Annotated in this window: 21 protein-coding genes; 14 read left to right on the forward strand and 7 right to left on the reverse strand. The window is 38.5% G+C overall.

Annotated elements, in window-relative coordinates; translation table 11 throughout:
- Nucleotides 1–117: 117 nt before the first annotated feature.
- The gene (locus TP70_RS09810) at nt 118–1,920 is read left to right on the forward strand and encodes an acyltransferase family protein (protein ID WP_044361338.1); all 1,803 of its coding nucleotides are present in this window, start codon (nt 118–120) and stop codon (nt 1,918–1,920) included.
- 348 nt (nt 1,921–2,268) lie between these two features.
- Here TP70_RS09810 and TP70_RS09815 read toward each other — a convergent pair whose 3' ends face one another.
- The 4 genes from TP70_RS09815 to TP70_RS09830 form a co-directional block, all read right to left on the reverse strand.
- Nucleotides 2,269–6,114, reverse strand: a complete 3,846-nt coding sequence (locus tag TP70_RS09815) for a GW dipeptide domain-containing protein (protein ID WP_044361339.1) — start codon at nt 6,112–6,114, stop codon at nt 2,269–2,271.
- A 204-nt stretch (nt 6,115–6,318) separates the two neighbouring features.
- On the reverse strand, nt 6,319–6,750 hold the full coding sequence (locus TP70_RS09820) for a GNAT family N-acetyltransferase (protein ID WP_044361340.1): 432 nt from the start codon (nt 6,748–6,750) through the stop codon (nt 6,319–6,321).
- A 152-nt stretch (nt 6,751–6,902) separates the two neighbouring features.
- Nucleotides 6,903–7,373, reverse strand: coding sequence for a DUF2538 family protein (locus tag TP70_RS09825; protein WP_044361341.1), 471 nt, complete (start codon nt 7,371–7,373; stop codon nt 6,903–6,905).
- Between the two features lie 24 nt (nt 7,374–7,397).
- Nucleotides 7,398–8,576 carry an LCP family protein gene (locus tag TP70_RS09830; RefSeq protein WP_084207697.1) on the reverse strand — a complete coding sequence of 393 codons (1,179 nt, stop codon included), beginning with the start codon at nt 8,574–8,576 and terminating at the stop codon, nt 7,398–7,400.
- A gap of 332 nt (nt 8,577–8,908) precedes the next feature.
- Between TP70_RS09830 and TP70_RS09835 the strand changes: the two genes are divergently transcribed.
- Nucleotides 8,909–9,544, forward strand: coding sequence for a PepSY domain-containing protein (locus TP70_RS09835; protein WP_044361342.1), 636 nt, complete (start codon nt 8,909–8,911; stop codon nt 9,542–9,544).
- A 106-nt stretch (nt 9,545–9,650) separates the two neighbouring features.
- Here TP70_RS09835 and TP70_RS09840 read toward each other — a convergent pair whose 3' ends face one another.
- Complete coding sequence (locus TP70_RS09840) at nt 9,651–10,796, reverse strand: globin domain-containing protein (protein WP_044361343.1); 1,146 nt, start codon at nt 10,794–10,796, stop codon at nt 9,651–9,653.
- A gap of 204 nt (nt 10,797–11,000) precedes the next feature.
- On the opposite strand from TP70_RS09840, the gene TP70_RS09845 reads away from it, so the two are divergent.
- The 5 genes from TP70_RS09845 to qoxD all read left to right on the forward strand — a co-directional run bounded on the left by TP70_RS09845 (nt 11,001) and on the right by qoxD (nt 15,747).
- A complete protein-coding gene (locus TP70_RS09845) occupies nt 11,001–11,330 on the forward strand; it encodes an immunoglobulin-like domain-containing protein (RefSeq protein WP_044361344.1) in 330 nt (109 codons plus the stop codon).
- A 437-nt stretch (nt 11,331–11,767) separates the two neighbouring features.
- Nucleotides 11,768–12,871, forward strand: a complete 1,104-nt coding sequence (qoxA, locus tag TP70_RS09850; RefSeq protein ID WP_044361345.1) for a cytochrome aa3 quinol oxidase subunit II — start codon at nt 11,768–11,770, stop codon at nt 12,869–12,871.
- A gap of 2 nt (nt 12,872–12,873) precedes the next feature.
- Nucleotides 12,874–14,859 carry a cytochrome aa3 quinol oxidase subunit I gene (gene qoxB / locus TP70_RS09855; protein WP_044361413.1) on the forward strand — a complete coding sequence of 662 codons (1,986 nt, stop codon included), beginning with the start codon at nt 12,874–12,876 and terminating at the stop codon, nt 14,857–14,859.
- Entirely contained in the window at nt 14,852–15,460 is a 609-nt protein-coding gene (gene qoxC / locus TP70_RS09860) for a cytochrome aa3 quinol oxidase subunit III (RefSeq protein ID WP_044361346.1), read from the forward strand. Before qoxB ends, qoxC begins: the two co-directional genes overlap by 8 nt.
- Nucleotides 15,457–15,747: a cytochrome aa3 quinol oxidase subunit IV gene (qoxD, locus tag TP70_RS09865; protein WP_044361347.1), complete on the forward strand. Its 291-nt coding sequence runs from the start codon at nt 15,457–15,459 to the stop codon at nt 15,745–15,747. Before qoxC ends, qoxD begins: the two co-directional genes overlap by 4 nt.
- Before the next feature lie 130 nt (nt 15,748–15,877).
- Here the strand turns inward: qoxD and TP70_RS09870 are convergent, their stop codons facing one another.
- The gene (locus TP70_RS09870) at nt 15,878–16,357 is read right to left on the reverse strand and encodes a hypothetical protein (protein ID WP_044361348.1); all 480 of its coding nucleotides are present in this window, start codon (nt 16,355–16,357) and stop codon (nt 15,878–15,880) included.
- 550 nt (nt 16,358–16,907) lie between these two features.
- Complete coding sequence (folD, locus tag TP70_RS09880) at nt 16,908–17,765, reverse strand: bifunctional methylenetetrahydrofolate dehydrogenase/methenyltetrahydrofolate cyclohydrolase FolD (protein ID WP_044361350.1); 858 nt, start codon at nt 17,763–17,765, stop codon at nt 16,908–16,910.
- Nucleotides 17,766–17,975: 210 nt separating this feature from the next.
- Between folD and purE the strand changes: the two genes are divergently transcribed.
- From purE to purF, 7 genes are read left to right on the forward strand one after another with little or no spacing between them, the layout of a single operon-like run.
- Nucleotides 17,976–18,458: a 5-(carboxyamino)imidazole ribonucleotide mutase gene (purE, locus tag TP70_RS09885; RefSeq protein WP_044361351.1), complete on the forward strand. Its 483-nt coding sequence runs from the start codon at nt 17,976–17,978 to the stop codon at nt 18,456–18,458.
- Nucleotides 18,445–19,572: a 5-(carboxyamino)imidazole ribonucleotide synthase gene (purK, locus tag TP70_RS09890; RefSeq protein WP_044361352.1), complete on the forward strand. Its 1,128-nt coding sequence runs from the start codon at nt 18,445–18,447 to the stop codon at nt 19,570–19,572. Before purE ends, purK begins: the two co-directional genes overlap by 14 nt.
- A gap of 1 nt (nt 19,573) precedes the next feature.
- Nucleotides 19,574–20,275, forward strand: a complete 702-nt coding sequence (gene purC, locus TP70_RS09895) for a phosphoribosylaminoimidazolesuccinocarboxamide synthase (RefSeq protein WP_044361353.1) — start codon at nt 19,574–19,576, stop codon at nt 20,273–20,275.
- Between the two features lie 3 nt (nt 20,276–20,278).
- Complete coding sequence (purS, locus tag TP70_RS09900) at nt 20,279–20,539, forward strand: phosphoribosylformylglycinamidine synthase subunit PurS (protein WP_044361354.1); 261 nt, start codon at nt 20,279–20,281, stop codon at nt 20,537–20,539.
- A 1-nt stretch (nt 20,540) separates the two neighbouring features.
- Nucleotides 20,541–21,212 carry a phosphoribosylformylglycinamidine synthase subunit PurQ gene (purQ, locus tag TP70_RS09905; protein ID WP_044361355.1) on the forward strand — a complete coding sequence of 224 codons (672 nt, stop codon included), beginning with the start codon at nt 20,541–20,543 and terminating at the stop codon, nt 21,210–21,212.
- Nucleotides 21,205–23,394 carry a phosphoribosylformylglycinamidine synthase subunit PurL gene (gene purL / locus TP70_RS09910; RefSeq protein ID WP_044361356.1) on the forward strand — a complete coding sequence of 730 codons (2,190 nt, stop codon included), beginning with the start codon at nt 21,205–21,207 and terminating at the stop codon, nt 23,392–23,394. Before purQ ends, purL begins: the two co-directional genes overlap by 8 nt.
- Nucleotides 23,373–24,794, forward strand: a complete 1,422-nt coding sequence (gene purF, locus TP70_RS09915; RefSeq protein ID WP_044361357.1) for an amidophosphoribosyltransferase — start codon at nt 23,373–23,375, stop codon at nt 24,792–24,794. The genes purL and purF overlap by 22 nt, the downstream gene beginning before the upstream one ends.
- Nucleotides 24,795–24,797: the final 3 nt, after the last annotated feature.

Raw genomic sequence — 24,797 nt, forward strand, 5'->3', positions numbered from 1 at the left:
CGTACATACGATGCAATATAACACCTATAGTTCTCAACAATAAAGAGATATGGTAAATTAAAAAATGTACGATTGTTTTGACGATAAAATAAAAACTAAAGTAGGAGATACATCACTATGGCTGATAAGAATTTCTCAGAGTTGAAACGCCTACAACACCCACCGAGGTATCTGCCGGGATTAGATGGTTTGCGTGCTATTTCTGTAATTGGCATTATCATTTATCATCTCAATGCCCAATGGTTATCAGGTGGCTTTCTAGGTGTGGATACTTTTTTTGTTATTTCAGGATATTTGATTACATCACTCTTATTATTTGAATATGAGAATTATGGTCGCATTGATTTAATCACTTTTTGGCTCAAACGTTTTAAACGTCTCATTCCAGCGATGTTGTTTGTTGTATTATTTTCAGTCATTTACGTCGTGATATTTGAGCCGGAAATATTAAAAGCAATCAAAGGCGATGCAGTCGCAGCATTGATTTATGTTTCAAACTGGTGGTACATTTTCCAAGATATTGATTATTTTGATCAATTTAAGCCAATGCCATTGAAGCACCTTTGGTCATTAGCTGTTGAAGAACAATTTTATATTTTCTATCCGTTAGTATTACTAGCTTTTCTTAAAATATTCAAGCGTAAAAAATGGGTCGTTGTCGCATTTTTCGTTGTGTCATTGCTTTCCGCATTTTGGATGTTTCATTTATCAGTACCTGATGCGAATAATGCACGTACATATTTTGGAACAGATACACGTCTACAAACTTTGTTACTCGGTGTGATGTTCGCCTTCATCTGGCCAGCATTCAAATTAAAAGCAGAGCCAGCTAAAACAAGCCGTCTAACTGTTGATATATTAGGTAGCGTTGCATTACTTGGATTGCTGACATTATTTTTGATTGTAAACGAGCAACAATTTTGGTTATACAGTGGGGGCTTCTACGTCATTTCACTTTTAACATTATTGATTATTGCAAGTGTCGTTCAACCGAAAGGGCAACTTGCTAAAGTAATGGGAAACCCTCTATTCGTCTATATTGGGAAACGTTCATATAGTTTGTATTTATGGCATTTTGTTATTATTACGTTTCTTCATAAACATTTTGTAGCAGGGCAATATCCATTTTATATGTATCTGTTAGACGTGGCATTGACGTTCTTAATGGCGGAAGTCTCATATCGCTTTGTCGAAACGCCATTCAGAAGACATGGACTGCGTGCATTTTATTTGAAAGAAGCGCGCATCACATCTATGATTCGTACGCCATTAATTTTAGTAGCAGTCGTTATGGTGGGGTTGGTATTCGCCGGTCAATTTGATAGCTTGGCAAAACAAGAACAAAAAATGCAAGCTTACAAAACGGAGAAAAAAGCGGATAGTCCAAAACCAGAGACACCGAAAGAATCGCCGAAAACAACGACCGAAGCATTTGATGCGAAAAAACTATCGCCATTGTTTATTGGTGATTCGTTAACAGTCGGAATGGGCTACTACTTAGATGAACACTACACGACGCCAACAATCGATGCACAAGTAGGGCGTTCGATGGGTGAAGCGTTGGATATAGCGCCTAACTATGAAGCATATAACAAAGCAGGGCAAGTTGTTGTTATTCAAATTGGGACGAACGGGGACTTTGACAAAAATCAAATTGAGTCACTCGTGAAGTTTTTTGATAAAGCAGATGTTTATTTGATCAATACGACCGTACCGAGAGACTATCGTGATCATGTTAATGACTTGTTAGCAAAAACAGCGAAAAAACATAAACATGTGACATTAGTTGATTGGTATGCAGCAGGCGTCGGACATACAGAATACTTCGCTTACGATGGCATTCATTTAGAACATCCAGGGATTCAACGACTTGTAGAAGAATTAGATAAAGAAATTAAAGCAAATCAAACCAAAAAATAGCTTAGAGATATATGGGTGAGATGGCATACGCTGTCTCACTTTTTTTGATATTCAAAAGGCACGTAGTTAAAGGATATGAACGCTTCGTTGTATAATAGCTGGGACAACTTATTGGGGTGACGTATGTATTTAGCATCATAAAACGATCGTTCCAATTGCGAGACGCCTTGCAGCATAAGCCGAAGCGAGCAATAAAGAAATGATGGTACTGAAAAAGCGCACAATCCATCAAAATCGTACGCTTAGATAAGTCCAGCTGTTTCTACCTATAATTATCTATCCAGCATCAAAGACAGACACCTAAAAAAGGGGCGTTGCACGGAAAAATGCAACGCCCTTAATTTAGCTTTATTTTGTTTTGTAAGTGTCTACATCAAAGTATTTACCAACTTCACCGATTTGATCGTAGAAGTTTTTCATACGTTTAGCGTTATGGCTTGCCCAAGTAATATCAGTCGCATATTGATGTACGGCTGGGTTATGTGGATTCCAGCGCATGCGATAAAGTGTATTTTGACCTGTGCCAATATACTTCTCTTTAATAAACTTCGCGCCACCAACGATTGATTTTCTTACTGTGTCCCAACCATTTGCTTGTGCTGTTTTGAAACCACTGCGCACAGCATCGTGGTCGAATGCGCCAATACCAAACATATTGTAATATTTTTTGCTAGGATTATTAACAATTTGATTTTGACCATTCACATAGCCACCATTAGCAAGTTGTGATGTGCCATTACCTGTTTCTAATAGGGCATGTGAGATTAAGTAAATTTCATTAATGTTATGCGTAATAGCCGCTTCTTTAAAGGCTTGACCTTGACCGTTCAAAATACCTTTACCTTTTAACAGCTTATCTAAATCACTTGCTTCTAAACCTTGATATTGGTTCAGCTTCAAGAATTGATATTTTTCTGTTGGATCTTTCGCAATACGTGTCGTATCCATAGCACGACGTGTTTCTTCACGTGTTGCATTTTGCCATCTACCCGCAATATGTTGGATTTGTGGCTTATGTGTTAACGCTTGTTGCTTGTTCACGGCTTGATCAAGTGTGTATGTTGACTTGTAGTATTTAATCAATTGTGAACGTAAGTCAGCTGCTTTTACCCAACCAGTTGTGCCATCTTGGAATGCACCGTAGTACCAAGTGATACCATTAACAATTGAAGATTTATTCACTTTAAATAACGCTTCGTTGTACTTGCTTAATGAACCAGCTGCTTTTGTATCTCCAGCATGTGCATAGTAGTAACCTTTATTATTGAACACAAAATAATGATTTGAGTTGTTCAATGTTTGTGTTGAAACAGGTTTTGCTACTGGTTTTGTAACAGGCTTCGTAACCGTTGTTTTAACAGGTGTGACTTTTAATGGTGTTAAATCATTTCTGTTAATCCAACCAGTCTTGCGGTTCACATTACCATATAAGAATGTGTCTTTACCAACAACAACTGATTTCGTTGCGTTAAATGTACGATTTGCAAGTTGTTTCAATGTGTCGATACGTTGCTTAGCAGTACCCCAAGGCATTGAATAAAGACCGTTTGTTTTGTTGTTTACTGTATATGATGCTTTAACAGCTTTTGTTGCACCAAGCGATTGACTGAACACTTCATCAGCTTTTACCCAACCAAGAGGTGTTTTACCATTTGTATTTTGAAGTAATACAAAGTTTTGGTTATTAACTGATGCTGTTTTTGTGATTTTGTATGTTTTGTCTGCATATGATGCTGCATTTTTACCTGTTTTATCATAAACTGTCACTCTTAAACCTGTATTGTTCGTTTTAAGACGACCGATTTTTGAAACATTAGCTGTAACGTTAGCCGCTGTTTTCGGAAGGGCTAGCGCATTTTTGTCAACCCAGCCTGCAATGTTATTCACTGTACCGTAAAGATAAATACTGTTTGCAACTTTTTGTTGTCTTACAGCTTTGAACAATTGTGCGCCATGACCTGTAACAGTACTAGTCACTTGTTTGCTAGAACCCCATGGTGCTGCGAACAATTTGTTACCTGGATTAATTGTGTACTGTTGGTTAATAACTTGCGCATATTCACTTTGACGGTAGTTGACGTCTTGTTTTTTCACCCAACCAATATGTGTGCCTGATAAGTAGTCTGTCACTAAATAGTAATCTTGACCGTTCAGTGAAGCTTTTTTAGAAACACGCATTGTACGATCTGTTGCTGTCGTTTGTTTACCGTACTTGTCGTATACAGATACGCGTAAACCGTTGTTTGTAGCATTGATACGACCCATACCAGTATCATTTACAACTTTTAATGGTGAGACAACAGCTGGTTTCGTAGCTGGATTTGGTGTCGGCTTTGGTGTTGGTTTCGGTGCTGGTGCCACAACGATGCTGTTTGAATTAATCCAACCAGTCATTTTGTTCACTGTACCGAAAAGCCATTGCGTATTACCGATTTTTTGTTGTTTTTGAGATGCAAATGATTGTTTTGCTGTTTTTGACGTTGAACCAATCACTTGTGCGTTCGTACCCCAAGGCACACTGTATACAACCGTACCTGGTTTCACTGTATATTGTTTGCGTAAAGCTTGCTCAGCTTGTGCGTGTTGATATTGTACGTCGCCTTTCTTCACCCAACCAATTAATGAATTAGATTTTGCATCTGTCACTAAATAGAATTGGTTGCCGTTCAAGTTAGCAGTTTTTGTTACTTTCAATGTTTGGTTCGTACGGTTTGTTGTTTTACCTTTTTGATCATAAACTGTTGAATAAAGACCACTGTTACTTGCATTGATACGACCATAACCTAAATCTTGCGCAACTGTTAAATTATTTTTCGACACAGTTGGTGATGTAGCAGGTTTTGATGGTGTAACAGGTTTTGGTTTGCTTGGTGTCACAGCCGGTGCTGAGCCAGCAGGTCTTGTGATACCCATTTTTGTTTGATATTTTTCTTGGATTAAGTCATATAATTCAGCGTAACTATAACCGTGTGCTTGTAAATAACCGTGTGGGTCGACGTGGTCAGTCCCACCTAAATGTCTTGAAACAGCAAGGTGTGTCCAAACTGTACCACGACCATCGTATTCAGCACTATCTGGTTGTAATCCGTAATATTGTAAGTTTGTTGCAACGTAATCCGCCATGTTATTCATTTGACGCGCGAATGAATCATAGTCATGAACGTGTACTAGCTCCATATGAATGAAACGTTGGTTCGCTTGATAACCAGCACCCCATGCAAGGTAATCTGTTGGTTGTGTTTCAACGATGCGATTACCATCGATGAAGCCGTGAACGAAAGCGCTATTGTAGTTACGTTTCATGTATGCAATTTCGCCATCGATTGTTGATGAATCGTTTGCTGTATCATGAATGACGATACCTTCAGGCTTACCTACACCACCACGATAGCCATAGCGAGGAATATAGCTAGAATAATTTTCTTCATATCGAGGCACTGTGTAGTTTTTATTACGAATATACGTATTAATTGATGAGTTTACTTTTGGTTTGTATGTTGGTGTTAATGTCTGACGTGGTGTTGTCATTGCACGGAAAGCTGTTCCTGTTGCAGGGCCACCTTTACCACCGATACGAGGCGGTGTTGGACCGTTAGGATTAACATCTTCTTCAGCATCTACTGTGTTGTTGTAAAGTGCAACGTTATCCACTTGAGGTGTCGTTTCTTGTGTTGTAGGTGCAACATCTTGTGTAGTTTGTTCATTTGTAGTGACTGCTGTGTCATTCACAGGTGTTTCAGTCGCGACTGGTTGTGTTGCGGCTTGATCAATTTCAGCTTCCGTATGCAATTGAATGTCAGCTTCATTAATCGGCGCTTCTTCAGGTGTTAATGCTGTTTCTGCTTCTTCAGTTGTTGCGTCAGCTTCAGTTACGCTTGCATTGTCAGCTGTTGCTTGTTCTGTATTGTTAACTGTGCTGTCATTCGTCGCTGTTTCAGTCGTTTTCGCTGTATCAAGTTGAACTTGTGAAGGGTCTTGATACTTTTGTGTTCCAGCAATTTGCGTCGTATTTTCTGTTGTTTGTTGCTTTGCAGCTTCCCCTTGCTGTTTTGCAACTTGGTCGTTCAATACGTTTACTGGTGCTTTTTGTGCAGTTGCGTTTTCGGCAGCATCAACGTTGTGTGCAGTCATAGCTGTTCCGGCGATTGTTAATGCGACCATAGTTGGTGTCTTATACCCAAATTTTTTAACCATTTCATTTCTCCTTTAATATCGTAAATCTGTAATTAAGATGATTACCATTATTATATGACTTTGTGCACATAATTTGGGTTTTTTAATTAGATTGTAATTTAACTTTAATATTGTCAGCATTTACAAAATAAATCGTAATAATGATAGTTGGAATCTCATAACTTCTAAATATGACTTGTTGATTGCGTATTTGTTTTCAGTTTGTTATGTCGTTGTAATATATTTTTCCATATAGCGATGGGGGATACCCGCATCCATAAAAATATCACCGTATGCTTCATAGCCTAATGATTCATAAAAAGGGATCGCATGTGTTTGTGCACCTAGCTTAAAATGTTGATAGCCATTGTCTGATGCAATTTGTTCGAGTGCTAGGATTAGTTGTTTGCCGATGCCCTTACCACGAAAACCTTTCATAACAGCAACGCGTTCAATTTTAGCTGTTGTGTCGACGCCGCGATAACGCGCAGTTGCCATCGGTTGCCCTTGTGTATCATATCCAATAATGTAATGTGCAGTTGTTTCGTATTGATCTATTTCTTCTTCACGCGATACGCCTTGTTCTTCAATAAAGACAGCTTCTCGTATCGCTAGGACATCTTGATATTCTTTTTCAGTCGTTACTTGTTTAAACATTTTAACACGTCCTTTATAAATGGAATGTGTTTATATTATAGAACTTTTATTTAGGATGCAATGAATACAAAGAAAAACAAAAAAAGCGAGATATAAATCACAACTTAACGATAGAAGGATTATATTTCTCGCTTTAAATAACATATTTTATTTTACGATGCGTTTCGTCTTACAAGTGCTGTATACTGCCAAAAAATACGCATTTGTACTAAATTCCAGTTGTTCAGTCCCATTGTGTACCCAGATGGTTTAAAAACGTACACATCGGTTACTTCAAGTGCTGCTGCAACGAGATATTGTATTGGGACGCTCAAATTTGTCATTTCAGGTGTTAAACCTTCTTCGTTGTATACCCACGAAAACGGCAGTGGGGCATTGAATACGTCAATCGCATCAAAAATCTCTGGTAATGCCACAATGTAGCATGCACCATCAATAATAGGGTTCGTTTCACTGTCACTATAATAAAGTAACAGTGCTTCGTAGTTTTCACGATGGGCATGATTGACAAAAAACAATTCATTACGAAAATGAGCCATATCTTTACTGTGAATAATTTGCTGTTCTAACATGTTAAACATGCCATTAATTTGTTGAATCTTTTCTTGTGTATGGCGTGTCATGTAAGGACCTCCTAGTGGTAATCATTAATAATAAGTGTTTGGCGCATATTGATAGTCTTCTTGTGTGTCAGGCGCTGCATAAGGATCCTGCTCATTCGTGTCAGATGATTGATAACTATCATCGGTTGTGTCTTCAGTGTCATTTTCATCATCATCCAAACGGAATGCATCATCTAGTAAAAATGCGTCAATTTCCGCGAGAGGTGGAATGGCACCATATTGATAGATAACACGATGTATTAAAAAGTCATCATCTTGTAATTGTTCAAGTCCTAAATCTTTTCTTAGTTTATTACCTGTTTTAATCAGTTCATCTTCATCTGGATTGATATAATAAATACCATTTAATAATTCATTCTCACCTTGTAATTGTTGAGATTTAATGTCTGCGTCGCCAGTTAAATATGTGGCTGCAAGAGCACGGATTTCTTCATACGATAAGTTATGCTTAGAATTTTTACCTACAATCTCAATAATGTCATCCAGTTTACTGAGTGATTTCGTATTTTGCGCCTTTTGGAATAGAATTTTTAAAACTTCCATTTGGCGTTCACCACGTTTTAAATCAGAATCTTGCTTTCTCGTACGTGTAATCGCTAAAGCTTGATCACCGTTTAATAACTGTTTTCCTTTTTTGAGTTTAATACGACCTTGATCGGTAGTATTCGGTTCATCTATGTCATACGGAACATCGTATTCAATACCGCCTAATTCATCAACCGTTTTGACAAATGCTTCCATATTAATACGGATGTAATAGTCAACAGGGACATTTAAATTGGCTTCAACTGTATCCATTGTTGCTTCAGGTCCGCCATACGCATGTGCATGTGTCATTTTATCGTAATAGCCAACTTGCGGAATGTAGCTTAGCGTATCTCTCGGAATACTTAATAACCGTATTTGTTTAGAGTCAGGATTAAGTGTCGATAGTATCATCGCATCGGTACGTGATTGCTCGGCACTTTGACCATTTTCACGACGCGTGCTGCTGTCATCAATGCCTAAAAATAAAATTGAGACAGGATCAGATGATGCATCGACTGTTGACGTTCTTAATTTAGATTGATGTGTGTCATTTTCAGAAAAGGAATCATCAAAAGCATGTTTTGACGAATTTAATAACATAAAACCAAAAATTGTAGGAACAATTACAAGCATTGATGCTAATAAAATTAAAGAATACTTGAGTAATCGATTCATCGAACATTGCTCCTAATATAGAGTTTAAAGTTAAATCATATTTCATTGTATAGCATTTTATAGATGACTTTCAATGATTTACAACCGATTGTACAAGTTATTATAGAGCGTATAAAAATGTTTAGACAGAAATTATGAAAAAGTTGCTTGATAAACACAATACAGATATTTTTGACCGTCTATCAGATTCATGTCATAAAAGTTATGAACTATGGTAAAGAACCGCCATTAACGCTCATACTTCGGACTGATATTTCAATAATGAGGTGTTAAATTTTGAAGAGGGGGTATAAACTAACCAGAAAGATAAAAAACTTTGGAGGAACTCAAATATGAAATTTAAAATTTTAGGTTTATTATTATCGGCAGGTCTCGTTCTAGCAGCGTGTGGTAATGATGATGACGACAAACAAGAAAAACAAATGGACAAGCAACAAACATCTCAAACATCAACAGATAAAAATGATGATATGGACAAAGATAATCAAAACGATACACAATCTAATGATCAGCAGTCTAGCCAAATGAATAATATGACAACGGATGTGAAAGACATCCAAACTGAACCTGAAAAAGCGATTGAAACTGCACAAAAAGAATTTGATGGTCAAGTTAAAAACATTGAGTATAAACAAGATAATGGCGAATGGGTTTACAAAATTGATCTTGTAAATGGTCAAAATGAAGCGGAAGTTAAAGTTTCAGACAAAGATAACAAAGTCTTAACATCTGAACAAGAAACTGAAGATGATATGCAAGAGCAAAAAGTAGTAGATTTAGATAGCGTCGTTTCATATAAAGATGCGATCAAAACAGCACAAAAAGAAATGAAAGGCGATCTTAAACAGTGGAAACTTAACCACGACAATGGCAAGCTTGTATATGAAGTTGAATTGGTAGATCAAAATAAAGAATCAGAAGTGATTATCGATGCTAAAACAGGTAAAGTGAAAGGCATGGATCACTAAGTAAGATAATGTAAAAAGTGGGGTGGCGACATGCTGTTCCACTTTTTTAATGCGTATAGAAAAAGGACTGCACCCGAGTTGGCTGACAGTCCTTTTAGTGTGTCTATTAAACGGCAACGCTTAAACGTGGCACGAATGTTTCAAAGTGGATACGGTTTTCATCAACGCCTAATTGCGCTAATTCTTGAATCATTGATTGTAAGAATGGCGTACCACCACAGATGTATACTTCTGTATCGTCTGCTAAGTAGTCTTTTAGTTCTGCGGCTTTTAAGTAACCTTCTTGGTCACGTAAATGTGTGTGTAATGTTGCGTCTTTTGCTTCAGCAGTGATTTTATCAAGTTCAGCTTTGAAAGCAATATCTTTCTCTGATGCCGCAACGTTGATAAATTTAACGTTTGAACCTGCTTGTGCTGCATGACGGTACATAGATACTAAAGGTGTCACACCTACGCCTGAACCTAGGAATAATTGTGGTTTTTCTGGATTGTGTACTTGGAAACCACCTACTGGCGCTGATAAGTTAATCATGTCGCCTGCTTTGAATTCATCGTGTAAAATTGTTGAAACTTCACCTTCGTGACCTTCGCTGACTTCACGACGCACACCGAATGTGATGAAATCTTTGCCGCCATCAACGATTGAGTAGTGACGTTTTGCACGGTAAGGTAATTTTTCGCTTGATACGTCTACTGTAATATATTGACCAGGGACGAATTGGCTTAAATCTTGTTCATCTGATACAACAGTGAATGCTTTGATGTTGTGTGTCACATCTTCAATTTTATCAATTTTGAATGGTTTAAAACCTTCCCAAGCCATGCCAGCATAAATATCTTTTTCAATAGAGATAAATGCATCTGCAATAACGCCGTAAGCTTTCGCCCAAGTTTTGATAATCGGATGATTTTCATCAACGCCAACCACTTCTTGAATCGCTGCTAATAAGTTTTCACCAACGATAGGGTAGTGTTCTTCACGTACATCTAATGCACAGTGTTTATAACCAATTTCTTTGACGATTGGTACGATTGGCGTAAAGTCTTCAATGTTCATTGCTGCTGCTAATACTGATTGCGCTAATGCAGTTGATTGAAAACCTTTCTTTTGGTTTGTTTGGTTAAACATATTACGTAATTCAGGGTGTTGACTGAACATTCTATTGTAAAATCGTGATGTGATTTCCGTACCTTTTTCTTTTAATACGGGAACTGTTTCTAAAATAATCCCTTTCTCTTCTTGTGTTAACACAACAATCACTCCTTAAAGGTATTTACTTTATATTATTCACGAAACTACCTTATATAGGAAATAAAATGAACATTTAGGTAGTTAGTGAGATAACAAGCGTTTACAAAAATTTTAAAAATTATAAGTCCATAGTAGGATTCCATCTTGCGCAAAAAAATGTATAATAGGTTGTGACAGTACATACAGAATGGAGGACCACACATAATGAACAAATTACTTCAATCGTTATCAGCTATTGGTGTTTCAGCAACGCTCGTTACGCCAAACCTCAGTGTGGAAGCAACATCCAATACAGTACCATCTATTAAAGGAATAGAAGATACTATCGTTGAAGTGGGCAAAACATACAACCCATTAGCTGGTGTTACTGCATTTGACAAAGAAGACGGCGATTTGACTGACAAAATAAAGGTCAATGGTCATTTTGATACGTCTACAAAAGGTACATATCAACTAGAATATCAAGTCATGGACTCAGATGGTGCCATTGAAACATCTTCACGTGTCATCAAAGTGGTTGACGCACCGAGATAACGCAAGTTCAAAAGGCTGACAAGTAGCGGACTGATTGGTTAACCGCTTACATTGTTCAGTCTTTTTTATTTTGTTTTGTAATCTAGTATTAATTGTACAAATCAAAAAAGTATGGCACTACTAGTAAATTCCCTATATCTGCAATTAAAATCCCCTTGATTTATTGATAAGCATTTTCAATTAGCGCATTTTAGAAAGCGTTTCCAATGCTTACTGCCGCTTGATTTCCGCCAAATTTTAGAGAAATGAATCTTTTTGAACTACTTCACAAAATGTACACATATTTTCCGAGGTGCCTTCATCCCAAGCCACGCCTAGAGTCTCAACATCTCTTTCAATTTTTATTTAGTAAAATCACAAAAACCCTCTTGTAAATATTACATATTATTTTAAAATTGATGTAAGCCCTACATTACTAGTATTAGGAGGTTAAAAAAGTGTCAAAATTAAAGTCTTTGCTTCTAACGTTTGGAACACTGTTTTTCTTAACAGGCTGTTCTAATATGGAAGTCTTAAACCCAAAAGGGCCACAAGCAAGTGAATTGAGATTTTTAATCATTTACTCAATTATCTTCATGGTTGGCATTGTTGCGGTTGTGTCGATCCTTTTTGCTGTTTTCACTTGGAAGTACCGTTATACGAAAACAACAGAATCAGGTAAGATGCACCACAACGCAATAATTGAAACAGTATGGTTTATCGTTCCTGTACTTATTTTAATTGCATTAATGATTCCAACTGTTAAAACACTTTACGATTTTGAGGAGCCGCCGAAAGCTGAAGACGATCCAATCGTTATTTATGCAGTAAGTGGTGGTTACAAATGGTTCTTCGCATATCCAGATGAAAAAATTGAAACAGTGAACCATTTAACAATTCCTACAAATCGTCCAATTACGTTCAAGCTTCAAGCAATGGACGCAATGACAAGTTTCTGGATTCCACAACTTCATGGTCAAAAATATGCGATGACTGCAATGACAATGGAGTGGACTTTACAAGCAGACAAGGAAGGCACATATCGTGGACGTAACTCAAACTTCAATGGTGAAGGATTCTCACGTCATACTTTCCAAGTACATGCTGTAAGTCAACAAGAGTACGATGCATGGGTGAAAAAAGCGCAATCTGAGAAAGTACTTGATCAAGATACTTTCGATAAACAACTTTTACCTATCACACAAAACGAAGAGTTAACATTCAGTGGTACGCACATGGCATTTGTTGACCCGGCAGCTGATCCGGAATACATTTTCCATGCATATAAACGTTTCAACTTTGTTCAAAAGGATATGAATTTCCATAAAGATCCAGCAGAGGGCGTTTTAAGCGAACCAAATAAACCAGCACGTAAAGTGACGGTTACGAATGAAAACTATCCACGTCATGGTATGAAACCTGCTATCCTGAGAAATGATGAACCATATAACAATGAGTTCAAGAAGGAAGAGAAACATACAATGGACGAAATGGAATCAATGCAAAAAGGTGCCAAAAATGCTGAGGCACATAAAGATCACAAAAGTGGAGGTGGACATTAATGATGAACTTTCCATGGGATGAGCTTCTAGTACAAGGTAACTGGATGATTACCGCTGCTCAAATCGCTGCACCGTTCTTAGTAATTGGTGTCATTGCAGCAATTACGTACTTCAAGCTTTGGGGATACTTATACAAGGAATGGTTCATGTCAGTCGACCACAAGAAGATTGGTTTAATGTACCTAATCTGTGCCGTGTTAATGTTCGTACGTGGTGGTATTGATGCAATTCTATTACGTATCCAGTTAACAGTACCGGACAACCCATTCTTAGAATCAAATCACTATAACGAAATTTTCACAACGCACGGTGTAATCATGATCATCTTCATGGCGATGCCACTTGTGATTGGTTTAATGAACATTCTTATTCCATTACAAATTGGTGCACGTGACGTTGCTTTCCCAGTACTAAACAACATTAGTTTCTGGTTATTCGTAGCAGGTATGTTATTATTCAACCTTTCATTTATCATTGGTGGATCTCCTGCTGCAGGTTGGACAAACTACGCACCATTAGCTGGCGAGTTTAGTCCGGGACCTGGTGTAAACTACTACCTTATCGCAATCCAAATTGCAGGTCTTGGTACACTAGCGTCTGGTATCAACTTCTTTGTTACAATCATGAGATTGAAAACACCAAGTATGAAATTTATGCAAATGCCAATGTTTGTTGTAACAACATTCATTACAATGTTAATTATCTTATTAGCATTCCCACCACTTACGGTAGCACTTGCATTAATGACTACTGATAGAATTTTCGACACTGCATTCTTTACAGTAGCTAACGGTGGTATGCCAATGCTTTGGGCAAACTTCTTCTGGGTATGGGGGCACCCTGAGGTTTACATTCTTGTATTGCCAGCATTCGGTATCTACTCAGAAATTATTCCAACGTTTGCGCGTAAACGTCTATTCGGTCACCAAAGCATGGTATGGGCGACTGGCGGTATCGCATTCTTAAGTTTCTTAGTATGGGTTCACCATTTCTTCACTATGGGTAATGGTGCATTAGTTAACTCATTCTTCTCAATTAGTACAGCGTTAATCTCTGTACCAACAGGTGTGAAAATCTTTAACTGGTTATTCACATTACACAAAGGTCGTATTACATTCGAATCACCAATGTTATTCTCACTTGCGTTCATTCCGAACTTCGTAATCGGTGGGGTAACAGGGGTTATGTTATCAATGGCGTCTGCGGACTATCAATACCACAACTCATATTTCCTAGTGGCACACTTCCACTACACAATCGTAGCCGGTGTTGTATTCGCATGTTTCGCTGCAATGATTTTCTGGTATCCAAAAGCAATGGGATACAAATTATTTGAGAAACCGAACAAATGGTTCTTCTGGATCTTTATGATTGGTTTCAACGTAACGTTCTTACCACAATTCGTTCTTGGTCTTGATGGTATGCCACGTCGTTTATACACTTACATGCCAGAAGACGGTTGGTACTTATTGAACGTTATCTCAACAGTCGGTGCGGCTATGATGTCAATTGCTTTCCTTATCTTCGTAGGAAACATTGTATACAGCCATATTAAAGCACCACGTGAAGCAACTGGTGACAACTGGGGCGGTTTAGGTCGTGGCTTAGAATGGTCTACGGCATCTGCAATCCCACCTAAATACAACTTTGCGGTTACACCTGATTGGGATGATATCGACACATTTGTTGAAATGAAACAACATGGTAGACATTATTTAGACAATCACAATTACAGTGACATTCATATGCCGAATAATACACACATCGGTTTCTGGATGGGTATCTTCTTCTTCATTGGAGGATTCTTCTTAGTATTTGAAACAATCCTTCCAGCGATTCTTTCATTGGTAGGTATCTGTGGATTAATGATCTGGAGAAGTTTCCAAGAAGATTATGGTTACCACATTCCTGCTAGCGAAATTGCTGAAAACGAAGCACGCTTAAGAAAAGCACGTCAGGAAGAAAGGGAGGCTATGAGTCATGAGTAATAATTCAATCACTACAATTGATTCACGTACGCATGAAGGAAATTTAAACAAGCTAGGTTTCTGGATCTTCCTTACAGCTGAATTTGCTCTTTTCGGTACGCTTTTCGCAACACTGTTAATCTTGCAACACGGTGGAAGCTACGGCGGTATGATGACAACAGAATTGTTCGAACTTCCGCTTGTATTAATTATGACATTCTTACTTTTAGCAAGTTCTTATACTTGTGGTATTGCGATTTACTACATGCGTCAAGAAAAGAAACAGTTACTTATGATCTGGATGGCAATCACAGTATTGTTAGGTATCGGATTCGTTGGATTTGAGATTTTCGAGTTCGCACACTATGCGCATGAAGGTGCAAACCCAACAATCGGATCATACTGGTCAAGTTTCTTCATCTTACTTGGAACACACGGTCTGCACGTATCTTTAGGTATTGTATGGATTACAGGCTTATTGATCCAAGTGGCAAAACGTGGATTGAATAAATACAATGCACCGAAGTTATTTATTTCAAGTTTATACTGGCACTTCCTAGATGTTGTATGGATCTTCATCTTCACTGCCGTATATATGATAGGGATGGTGTATAGCGGATGAGTACTTTAGTAAAACATACAATAGGCTTTATCGCCTCAATTATATTAACGTTACTTGCAGTTTTCGTGACACTTTACACATCATTAACGTTAAATGCTAAAATTACGATTATTTTCGGTTTTGCATTTATCCAAGCATTTTTACAACTCCTTATGTTCATGCACTTAACTGAAGGTAAAGATGGTCGATTACAACTTGCAAAAGTTACTTTCGCCATTATTATCACACTTGTTACAGTTATCGGTTCATACTGGGTTATGCAAGGTGCACACGGTCATCACCTCTAAGGTGGTACCGAATAAGAAAAAGCACATACGCCAAATGCGGCGTATGTGCTTTTTTAGATTCTCAACCTTTGTGGTGGGATGTATATATACCGTCTCACTTTTTTTATAGTTTTTAGGTTGTTTCAAGTGCTTATTCAATTTCTTCTTTGTTAGTATCATAAGCTTTTGAATATGTTCTTTGAATGACTTGTCCACTACCTACTTTCTTTGTTTTAGCTTTATTACTATAAAATGTAATACTATGTTTCCATTCAGGTCCAACCGGTGTTCTTCTTTCGTATATCGTGTCAGTGTAATATAAAACTTTATCTGTACCTAAAAAACCATTTGAAAATGTCGATAAGCCACCGACAGCAGCAGTTCCTAGATAACTACCACCTAATCCTTTAGCAACAAGCGCAATCAATGCATTTGTAGACATTTTCCATGCTAAATTTCGTCCTTTTGTATTTCCACTTGTAGTTGTTAGATATTTCCAACTACTCGCTGCTTTGGCTTGGCTGTGTGTGTGATGTGAAAAGGTATTACCAGGAATCAATGGTAAAATAAGACCGTATGTGAGCACTGCTACAATAGATAAAATAGAAACCTTAGCTCGAATTCTTTTCATAAAAATCACTCCATTTAGATAAAAATGCAAATCAAATTTGCATATATATATATAATAAGTTATAAAATGGATAAGAGAGACATTGGAGTGTGAAAAGTGTGAAAATGAGAAGAATAAGTTTTTTTGGTGTGCTTATATTTTTAATTGTTATGTTGTTTAATTACATGTATCAATCTGTATGGCTCTACCATATTGGTTTGTCTATCTTCCTAATCTTTGCAATTTATGATGTCATAAAATATGGTTCTTATAATGAGAAAGTTTGGTTAGGCGTTTGTATTCCTGTGCTTATTTTGATTGAGTTTTTTATCTATTTATAAGGCTTATTTCATATTAAGTGTACTGATGATAATGTGCTCATCCTAGATAAAAATCGCATATATATCTTTTGATATTAACTTGCTCTAGGAACGGTCAGTATAACGAGAGGTTTTGAACAAAATGAGCTACCTGTCCTGCTATATCATATCTAAACCTTAATGCTTACCTTTTTTAGCCATAAAAAGCGTGCAATCAATGAAGATCGCACGCTTTATTTATAACACAAATCTTATTCTAAACCACGACGCATTTTTTCAGCGATTAATGTGTTGTTTAATACCATTGTAATCGTCATTGGTCCAACGCCACCCGGAACAGGTGTAATCGCACCAGCAATTTCTTTGACCGCTTCATAGTCAACATCGCCTTTTAATTTGCCGTTTTCATCTGGTGTATTCCCAACGTCGATAACAACGGCGCCTTCTTTGACATCGTCTTTTGTAACCATTCCTGGACGTCCAACAGCACTGACAATGACATCTGCATGAATAAGGTGATCATGAATGTTTTGACTGCGTGAATGTAACACTGTCACTGTCGCATTTTGTTGTGTAAGTAATTTTGCAACAGGTTGACCGACAATATGACTACGTCCGATAACAACCGCATTTTTTCCTTCTAAATCAATCTCTGCGTGTTTTAATAATTCCATAACGCCCAATGGTGTACAAGGAATGAGTTTTGCTTCATCTAAATACAAACGGCCGATATTAATCGGATGGAACCCATCAACATCTTTTGCAGGATCGATGGCATCTAATACTTTTTGTTCGTCTACTTGTTTTGGTAGTGGTACTTGCACTAAAATACCGCTCACGCTTTCGTCGTTATTTAAGCGGTCTAACTCTTTCAATACGTCTTCTTCTGATGTGGATTCATCTAAATGGATGACTTCTGAAATCATACCAATTTTTTCAGCTGCTTTTTTCTTAGAACGTACATAGCTTTGACTTGCACCGTCATTTCCAACTAAAATCACGGATAATTTCGGTGTAAACCCTTGTTGTTTTAATGCTTCGACTTCATCTTGTAAACCTTGACGATAATCTTTTGCAATTTGCTTTCCATCTAAAATTTTTGCACTCATGAAAAAAAGCCCCCTCTTAAATAATTCGAACTTTACACTAGTATTATAACGTTTTTACGTTGAATAAACGAACGAAATACGAAATATATACGTAAATTTATTGTTAAAGTTCGATTTTTGCATTGAAAAAAGCATGTACTATTGTTATGCTATATCTGTAATATACAACTAATAGTATTCAAATTTCAAATTTTTGAAAGGGTGTTCATATTGAAAGTAGCTGTCATAATGGGAAGTTCTTCAGATTGGAACATCATGAAAGAAGCATGTGACATGTTAGACGCTTTTGAGATTCCGTACGATAAACAGGTTGTTTCAGCACATCGTACGCCACACATGATGGTTGAATTTGCAACGAATGCACGTGACAACGGATATGCCGCAATTATTGCAGGTGCAGGTGGTGCGGCGCATTTACCTGGAATGGTTGCTTCTATGACGACATTGCCGGTAATTGGCGTACCGATTGAGTCTAAAAGTTTAAAAGGGCTTGATTCATTGTTATCTATCGTTCAAATGCCGGGTGGTATTCCAGTAGCAACAACAGCGATTGGCAAAGCAGGTGCAAAAAATGCGGGTATTTTAGCAACGCGCATGATTGGTATGACGGATGAGGCAGTCCAACAGAAATTGGAAGCTTATGAAGCATCACTTGTTGAGAAAGTAGAGGCGATGCAAAATGACCTACAATAAGTTGAAGTTAGGTCAGACGATTGGGATTATTGGTGGCGGCCAGCTCGGTAAAATGATGGCACAATCGGCTCAGAAAATGGGTTACCGCGTTGTTGTGCTAGATCCCGACCCAACGTGTCCATGTCAGTACGTTGCACACGAATTCATTCACGCTGCATATGATGATATGGCTGCACTGGAACGTCTTGGACAACTATCAGATGTTATCACATATGAATTTGAAAACATCGATGCTGAGCAATTACAGCGACTGACAGCAACATATAATGTACCACAAGGCGATCAAGCCATTACGTTGTTGCAAGACCGCTTAACGGAAAAAGAAACGTTACAACAAGCAGGTGTACAAGTTGTACCGTTCCACCACGTGGCAACAGCTGAAGCACTTGATGATGCGGTTGAAGCACTTGGTTATCCGTTTATGTTGAAAACACGTTTTGGTGGTTATGACGGTAAAGGGCAATTATTAATACGCTCAGCGCAAGACTTAGAAGCGGCACTTACATTAGTGGCCGAACACGAATGTGTGGCAGAGCAGTTTTTAATGCTGGAACGTGAAGTTTCGCTGACAGCTACAGCAGGACAAAACGGACAGATTGTTTATTTCCCACTACAAGAAAACGAACACCGAGATCAAATTCTTTTTAAAACAATCGTTCCTGCACGTGTCGATCAAACGGTACAAGCACGTCGAGAAGTTGAGAAAATCACACAAGCAATTCATTTTATTGGCACATTTACTGTTGAATTTTTTATCGATCAAGACGGTCAGTTGTTTGTGAATGAAATTGCACCGAGACCGCACAATTCAGGGCATTACTCTATTGAGGCGTGCGACTATTCTCAATTTGATACGCATATTTTAGCGGTGGTTGGTCGTGATTTGCCGACAGATATTACATTGTTGAAACCGGCAGTCATGATGAACCTGTTAGGTAAAGATCTTGATTTATTGGAAAAGCAATTTGATACACATCCTGAATGGCATGTTCATATTTATGGCAAAGAAGTGCGTAAACCGGCACGTAAGATGGGCCATATGACACTACTAACAGAAGATGTGAATGAAACAGAACAAGAGATGTTGACATTATTTGAAGGGAGAAACGTATAAAATGAGTCTGTTATACGAAGGTAAGGCGAAACGCATTTATGATACGGATGAATCAAATATTGTAAGAATTGAATACAAAGATGAAGTGACGGCTGGCAACGGTGCAAAAAAGGATAAAATGGCTGGTAAAGGTCGTTTGAATAACCAAATCACCGCGCGCATTTTTGAAATATTGCACGAGCAAGGTGTTGAAAGTCACTTTGTACGTCAAATCTCAGAAACGGAACAACTTGTAAAAACAGTCGATATTATTCCACTAGAAGTCGTTGTACGCAATATTGCGGCAGGCTCTATTACGAAACGACTCGGCTTTGAAAAAGGACATCGTTTTGATCAACCACTTGTCGAGTTTTTCTATAAAAATGACGACTTAAATGACCCTCTTATTACTGACGATCATATTCAATTACTCCACATTGCGACGGCAGAAGAAATTCAACAATTGAAAAAACAAGCATTACAAGTGAATGAAGCATTGGTGCAACTCATGGATCAAATGGGCTTATCACTCGTCGACTTTAAAATTGAATTTGGTAAAGATGCATCTGGTCAAATTTTACTGGCAGATGAAATTTCTCCGGATACTTGTCGTATTTGGGATAAAGAAACACAACAAAACTTTGACAAAGATGTTTACCGTGAAGATACAGGTTCATTAATCGATGCATATCAAGCATTTTTAACTAAACTGGAGGCGCTATAAATTATGAAAACAATCGAATTACACATCACATTGCAACCACAAGTATTAGATACACAAGGACAAGCATTAACACGTGCAGTACATGATTTAGGTTACGAGCAAGTCAATGATATTCGTGTCGGTAAGGTGTTATACATGACAGTGGATGAAGCAACAGATGAAGCCGTACACAACGTTGTAACAACATTGAGTGAAAAGTTATTCGCAAACACAGTGATTGAAGAATATAGCTACCATGTTTTGGATGAAAAGGAGAATGCATAATATGAAATTCGCTGTCCTAAGATTCCCGGGATCGAACTGCGATAGAGATATGTATAACGCAGCGATTAAAGCGGGTGTACAAGCAGAATATGTCGATTATCGTGAAACGTCATTAGCAGGATTTGATGGTGTGCTAATTCCAGGCGGCTTTTCATTTGGAGATTATTTACGCTCGGGTGCTGTTGCAGCAGTCGCACCGATCATTAATGAAGTGAAACGTCTTGCAGAAGAAGGCAAACCAGTGTTAGGTGTTTGTAACGGATTCCAAATTTTAACTGAAATTGGTTTGTTACCAGGGGCTTTGTTACACAATGATTCGCATTTGTTCGTAAGTCGTAATGAATCTTTGACGATTGTGAATAATGACACACCGTTTACACGCCTATATGAACAAGGGGAAACAGTTGTTTATCCTGTTGCACATGGCGAAGGACATTACTATTGCACAGATGAGATTTATAAACAACTTGTGAAAAACAACCAAATCATTTTGAAGTATCAAGATAATCCGAATGGGTCACATGATGATATTGCAGGTATTGTCAACGAACAAGGGAATGTCTGTGGTATGATGCCACACCCAGAACGTGCATTGGATGACATACTTGGCACTGATAGTGGTGTGAAATTATTCGAATCTATGGTAAAAAGCTGGAGGGAACAACATGCCTAAATTTTTAGAACCAACTGCCGAAGAAGTGAAAGCTGAACGACTTTATCGTGATATGGGATTAAGCGATGCAGAATTTGAAAAAGTAGAAGAAATTTTAGGTAGAGCGCCGAACTTCACAGAAACGGGTATTTTCTCAGTGATGTGGAGTGAGCATTGTTCATACAAGCACTCTAAACCGTTTTTAAAACAATTCCCAACGACTGGTGAACATGTCCTAATGGGACCAGGAGAAGGCGCAGGGGTTGTAGATATTGGCGATAACCAAGCGGTTGTTTTTAAAGTTGAGTCACACAATCACCCGTCTGCGATTGAACCGTATCAAGGGGCTGCAACTGGTGTCGGTGGGATTATACGTGATATCGTATCTATCGGTGCGCGTCCAATTAACTTGTTGAACAGCTTACGTTTTGGCGAATTGACAGAAAAAACAAATCGCCGCTTATTGCGTGGCGTCGTTGCAGGTATTGGTGGTTATGGTAACTGTATCGGTATTCCAACGACTGCTGGAGAGATTGAGTTTGACGATCGTTATGACGGCAATCCGCTTGTAAATGCGATGTGTGTCGGTGTTATCGACCACGACATGATTCAAAAAGGGCTTGCGCAAGGTGTTGGCAACTCTGTTATTTACGTTGGTCTTAAAACAGGGCGCGACGGTATTCACGGTGCGACATTCGCTTCTGAAGAGTTAACGGAAGAAAGTGAAAGCAAACGTCCATCTGTACAAATCGGGGATCCATTTGTCGGTAAAAAATTAATGGAAGCCACACTTGAAGCGATTACGTATGATGAACTTGTCGGTATCCAAGACATGGGTGCAGCTGGTTTAACATCTTCATCATCAGAAATGGCCGCAAAAGGTGGTAGTGGTATTCATTTACAACTTGAAAAAGTGCCTGTGCGTGAAGCGGGTATTTCACCGTATGAAATGATGTTATCTGAAACGCAAGAGCGTATGTTACTTGTTGTTAAAAAAAGGACAGAACAAAAGTTTTTAGATTTATTTGATAAACATGAATTGGACAGTGCGGTCATCGGAGAAGTAACAGATACAGATCGTTTCGTTTTAACGTATGAAGGAGAAGTATTCGCCGACATTCCAGTGAAACCATTAGACCATGAAGCACCTGTTTACGTCCTTGAAGGTGAGACTTTAAAACATGATCAACCAGCTAATAAATATGATGATATTGATGTAGAAGACGTATTTGAGCGTTTATTAACACATCCAACGATTGCATCAAAACGCTATTTATATAGTCAATACGACCAACAAGTGGGTGCAAATACGATTGTGAAACCGGGGCTACAAGCATCAGTTGTACGTGTTGAAGGCACGAATAAAGCGGTAGCATCAACAATTGATGGCGAAGCACGTTATGTCTTTAACAATCCATATGAAGGTGGAAAAATGGTTGTTGCAGAAGCGTATCGCAACTTAATTGCAGTCGGTGCGAAACCATTGGCGATGACAGACTGCTTGAACTACGGTTCGCCTGAGAAGAAACATATTTACCAACAGCTGATTGATTCAACACGTGGCATGGCAGAGGCGTGTGACGTACTGGAAACGCCGGTTGTATCAGGTAACGTATCCCTTTACAACGAAACACGTACATCATCAATTTTCCCAACGCCTGTTGTCGGGATGGTCGGCTTGATTGAAGACATCGACTACTTGCGTGACTTTACACCGAAAGCTGGCGATAAATTATATGTGGTTGGCGAAACAACTGATAGCTTCGGTGGTAGCCAAATTGAGAAATTATTGTACGGCGATGTGAATCATGAAACGGAAACGGTTGATCTTTCACAAGAAGCTGCGAAAGGGGAAGCAATTCGTGAAGCAATTCGCCAAGGTGTGTTATCACACGTACAAACGGTCGGTAAAGGTGGCCTTTTAATTACATTAGCACGCATGAGCGCTTTTTATCACTTAGGATTGGATGCGAAATTAGACGTGACAAATGCACAATTATTCAGTGAAACACAAGGCCGTTATGTTGTTGTCGTAAAAGAAGGACAAACATTAGCAATCGACAATGCAGTCGAAATCGGTACGTTTACAGCTACAAATGACTTTAAAGTGACAGCCCAAAATACGACAATTCAGCGTCAATCATCTGAATTGAAACAATTATGGGAAGGGGCTATTGAAGCATGTATGACATCCGTGGATTAAATGAAGAGTGCGGCGTGTTCGGCATTTGGAATCATCCTTATGCCGCTCATTTAACCTACTTGGCATTGCATAGCTTACAACATCGTGGCCAAGAAGGCGCTGGTATCGTGTGTTCGAATGGCAAGCAACTTTTCGGTGCACGCGGTATGGGACTGTTAACTGAAGCCATTTCAGATGAGCAATTGAAGTCGTTAGAAGGGTATCAAAGTGCGATTGGACATGTCCGTTATGCGACGACGGGTGCGAGTGAAATTTCCAACGTGCAACCTTTCTTATTTAAACATTCAAAAGGGGATCTCGGTCTAGCACATAATGGTAACTTAACGAATGCGACGCAAATCCGACGTGCAATCGAGTCTGAAGGCGGTATTTTCCAAACGACGAGTGATTCAGAAGTACTCGCCCATTTATTGATTAAAGGGAAAGCGAAAAGTATTAAAGCGAATCAAAAGGCGGCGTTAAACCAAGTAAAAGGTGCGTTTAGTTGCGTTATTTTAAATGAGCAACAATTAACGGCTACAAGAGATAACTGTGGTGTACGCCCACTCATGTTAGGAAAAGTCGATGGTGCGTATTGTGTTGCAAGTGAGACGTGCGCCTTTACAGCAATTGGTGCGGAATATATTCGTGACATTGAACCGGGCGAGCTGATTACGTTCTCTGGTGACAATGACGTTGACTATGATATGTATACACCTGATGTACATCAACATATGTGTGCGATGGAGTACATTTACTTTGCACGTCCAGATTCTGAATTTCAAAAGCATTCCATTTATCAAGTGCGAAAAGCGCTCGGTCGCCAGCTGGCAAAAGAAATGGGTGTAGATGCAGACATCGTCATCGGTGTCCCAGATTCATCATTACAAGCGGCAAAAGGTTTTTCTGAACAAACAGGTATTCCGAATGAACAAGGGTTGTTAAAAAATCGCTATATCGGTCGAACATTTATTACACCGGATCAACAAGTACGTGAACGTCAAGTGCGTATGAAGCATTCGCCAATACGTGATGTCGTTGAAGGGAAAAGTGTCGTAGTCATTGACGACTCGATTGTTCGAGGGACAACGAGTAAATATATTGTGAATGCATTGAAATCAGCTGGTGCACGTGAAGTCCATATGGGTATTTCATCGCCACCATTGAAAAATCCATGCTATTACGGTATTGATGTTTCAACGCATGCAGAATTAATGGCAGCCCAACATAGTGTGGAAACAATTAAAGAGATGATTGGTGCGGACACATTAACGTATTTATCGGTAGAAGGCATGCATGACGTTTTTAAACAATATGGTTCAAAAGGTGAGTGCAATGCATGCTTTACAGGACAATATCCAATTGAAATTGTAGATCATCAATTGCCAGAAGTTAAAGAAATGAAAAGAAGAGGAGTGTAAGGA

This window comes from Staphylococcus microti (assembly GCF_000934465.1).
In the GTDB taxonomy this organism is placed as follows: Bacteria; Bacillota; Bacilli; order Staphylococcales; family Staphylococcaceae; genus Staphylococcus; species Staphylococcus microti.

Coding starts and splice junctions, on each gene's coding strand:
- TP70_RS09810 (WP_044361338.1), top strand. CDS start 118: ATGGCTGATAAGAATTTCTCAGAGTTGAAACGCCTACAACACCCACCG.
- TP70_RS09815 (WP_044361339.1), bottom strand. CDS start 6,114: ATGGTTAAAAAATTTGGGTATAAGACACCAACTATGGTCGCATTAACA.
- TP70_RS09820 (WP_044361340.1), bottom strand. CDS start 6,750: ATGTTTAAACAAGTAACGACTGAAAAAGAATATCAAGATGTCCTAGCG.
- TP70_RS09825 (WP_044361341.1), bottom strand. CDS start 7,373: ATGACACGCCATACACAAGAAAAGATTCAACAAATTAATGGCATGTTT.
- TP70_RS09830 (WP_084207697.1), bottom strand. CDS start 8,576: ATGAATCGATTACTCAAGTATTCTTTAATTTTATTAGCATCAATGCTT.
- TP70_RS09835 (WP_044361342.1), top strand. CDS start 8,909: ATGAAATTTAAAATTTTAGGTTTATTATTATCGGCAGGTCTCGTTCTA.
- TP70_RS09845 (WP_044361344.1), top strand. CDS start 11,001: ATGAACAAATTACTTCAATCGTTATCAGCTATTGGTGTTTCAGCAACG.
- qoxB (WP_044361413.1), top strand. CDS start 12,874: ATGAACTTTCCATGGGATGAGCTTCTAGTACAAGGTAACTGGATGATT.
- qoxC (WP_044361346.1), top strand. CDS start 14,852: ATGAGTAATAATTCAATCACTACAATTGATTCACGTACGCATGAAGGA.
- qoxD (WP_044361347.1), top strand. CDS start 15,457: ATGAGTACTTTAGTAAAACATACAATAGGCTTTATCGCCTCAATTATA.
- TP70_RS09870 (WP_044361348.1), bottom strand. CDS start 16,357: ATGAAAAGAATTCGAGCTAAGGTTTCTATTTTATCTATTGTAGCAGTG.
- folD (WP_044361350.1), bottom strand. CDS start 17,765: ATGAGTGCAAAAATTTTAGATGGAAAGCAAATTGCAAAAGATTATCGT.
- purK (WP_044361352.1), top strand. CDS start 18,445: ATGACCTACAATAAGTTGAAGTTAGGTCAGACGATTGGGATTATTGGT.
- purC (WP_044361353.1), top strand. CDS start 19,574: ATGAGTCTGTTATACGAAGGTAAGGCGAAACGCATTTATGATACGGAT.
- purS (WP_044361354.1), top strand. CDS start 20,279: ATGAAAACAATCGAATTACACATCACATTGCAACCACAAGTATTAGAT.
- purQ (WP_044361355.1), top strand. CDS start 20,541: ATGAAATTCGCTGTCCTAAGATTCCCGGGATCGAACTGCGATAGAGAT.
- purL (WP_044361356.1), top strand. CDS start 21,205: ATGCCTAAATTTTTAGAACCAACTGCCGAAGAAGTGAAAGCTGAACGA.
- purF (WP_044361357.1), top strand. CDS start 23,373: ATGTATGACATCCGTGGATTAAATGAAGAGTGCGGCGTGTTCGGCATT.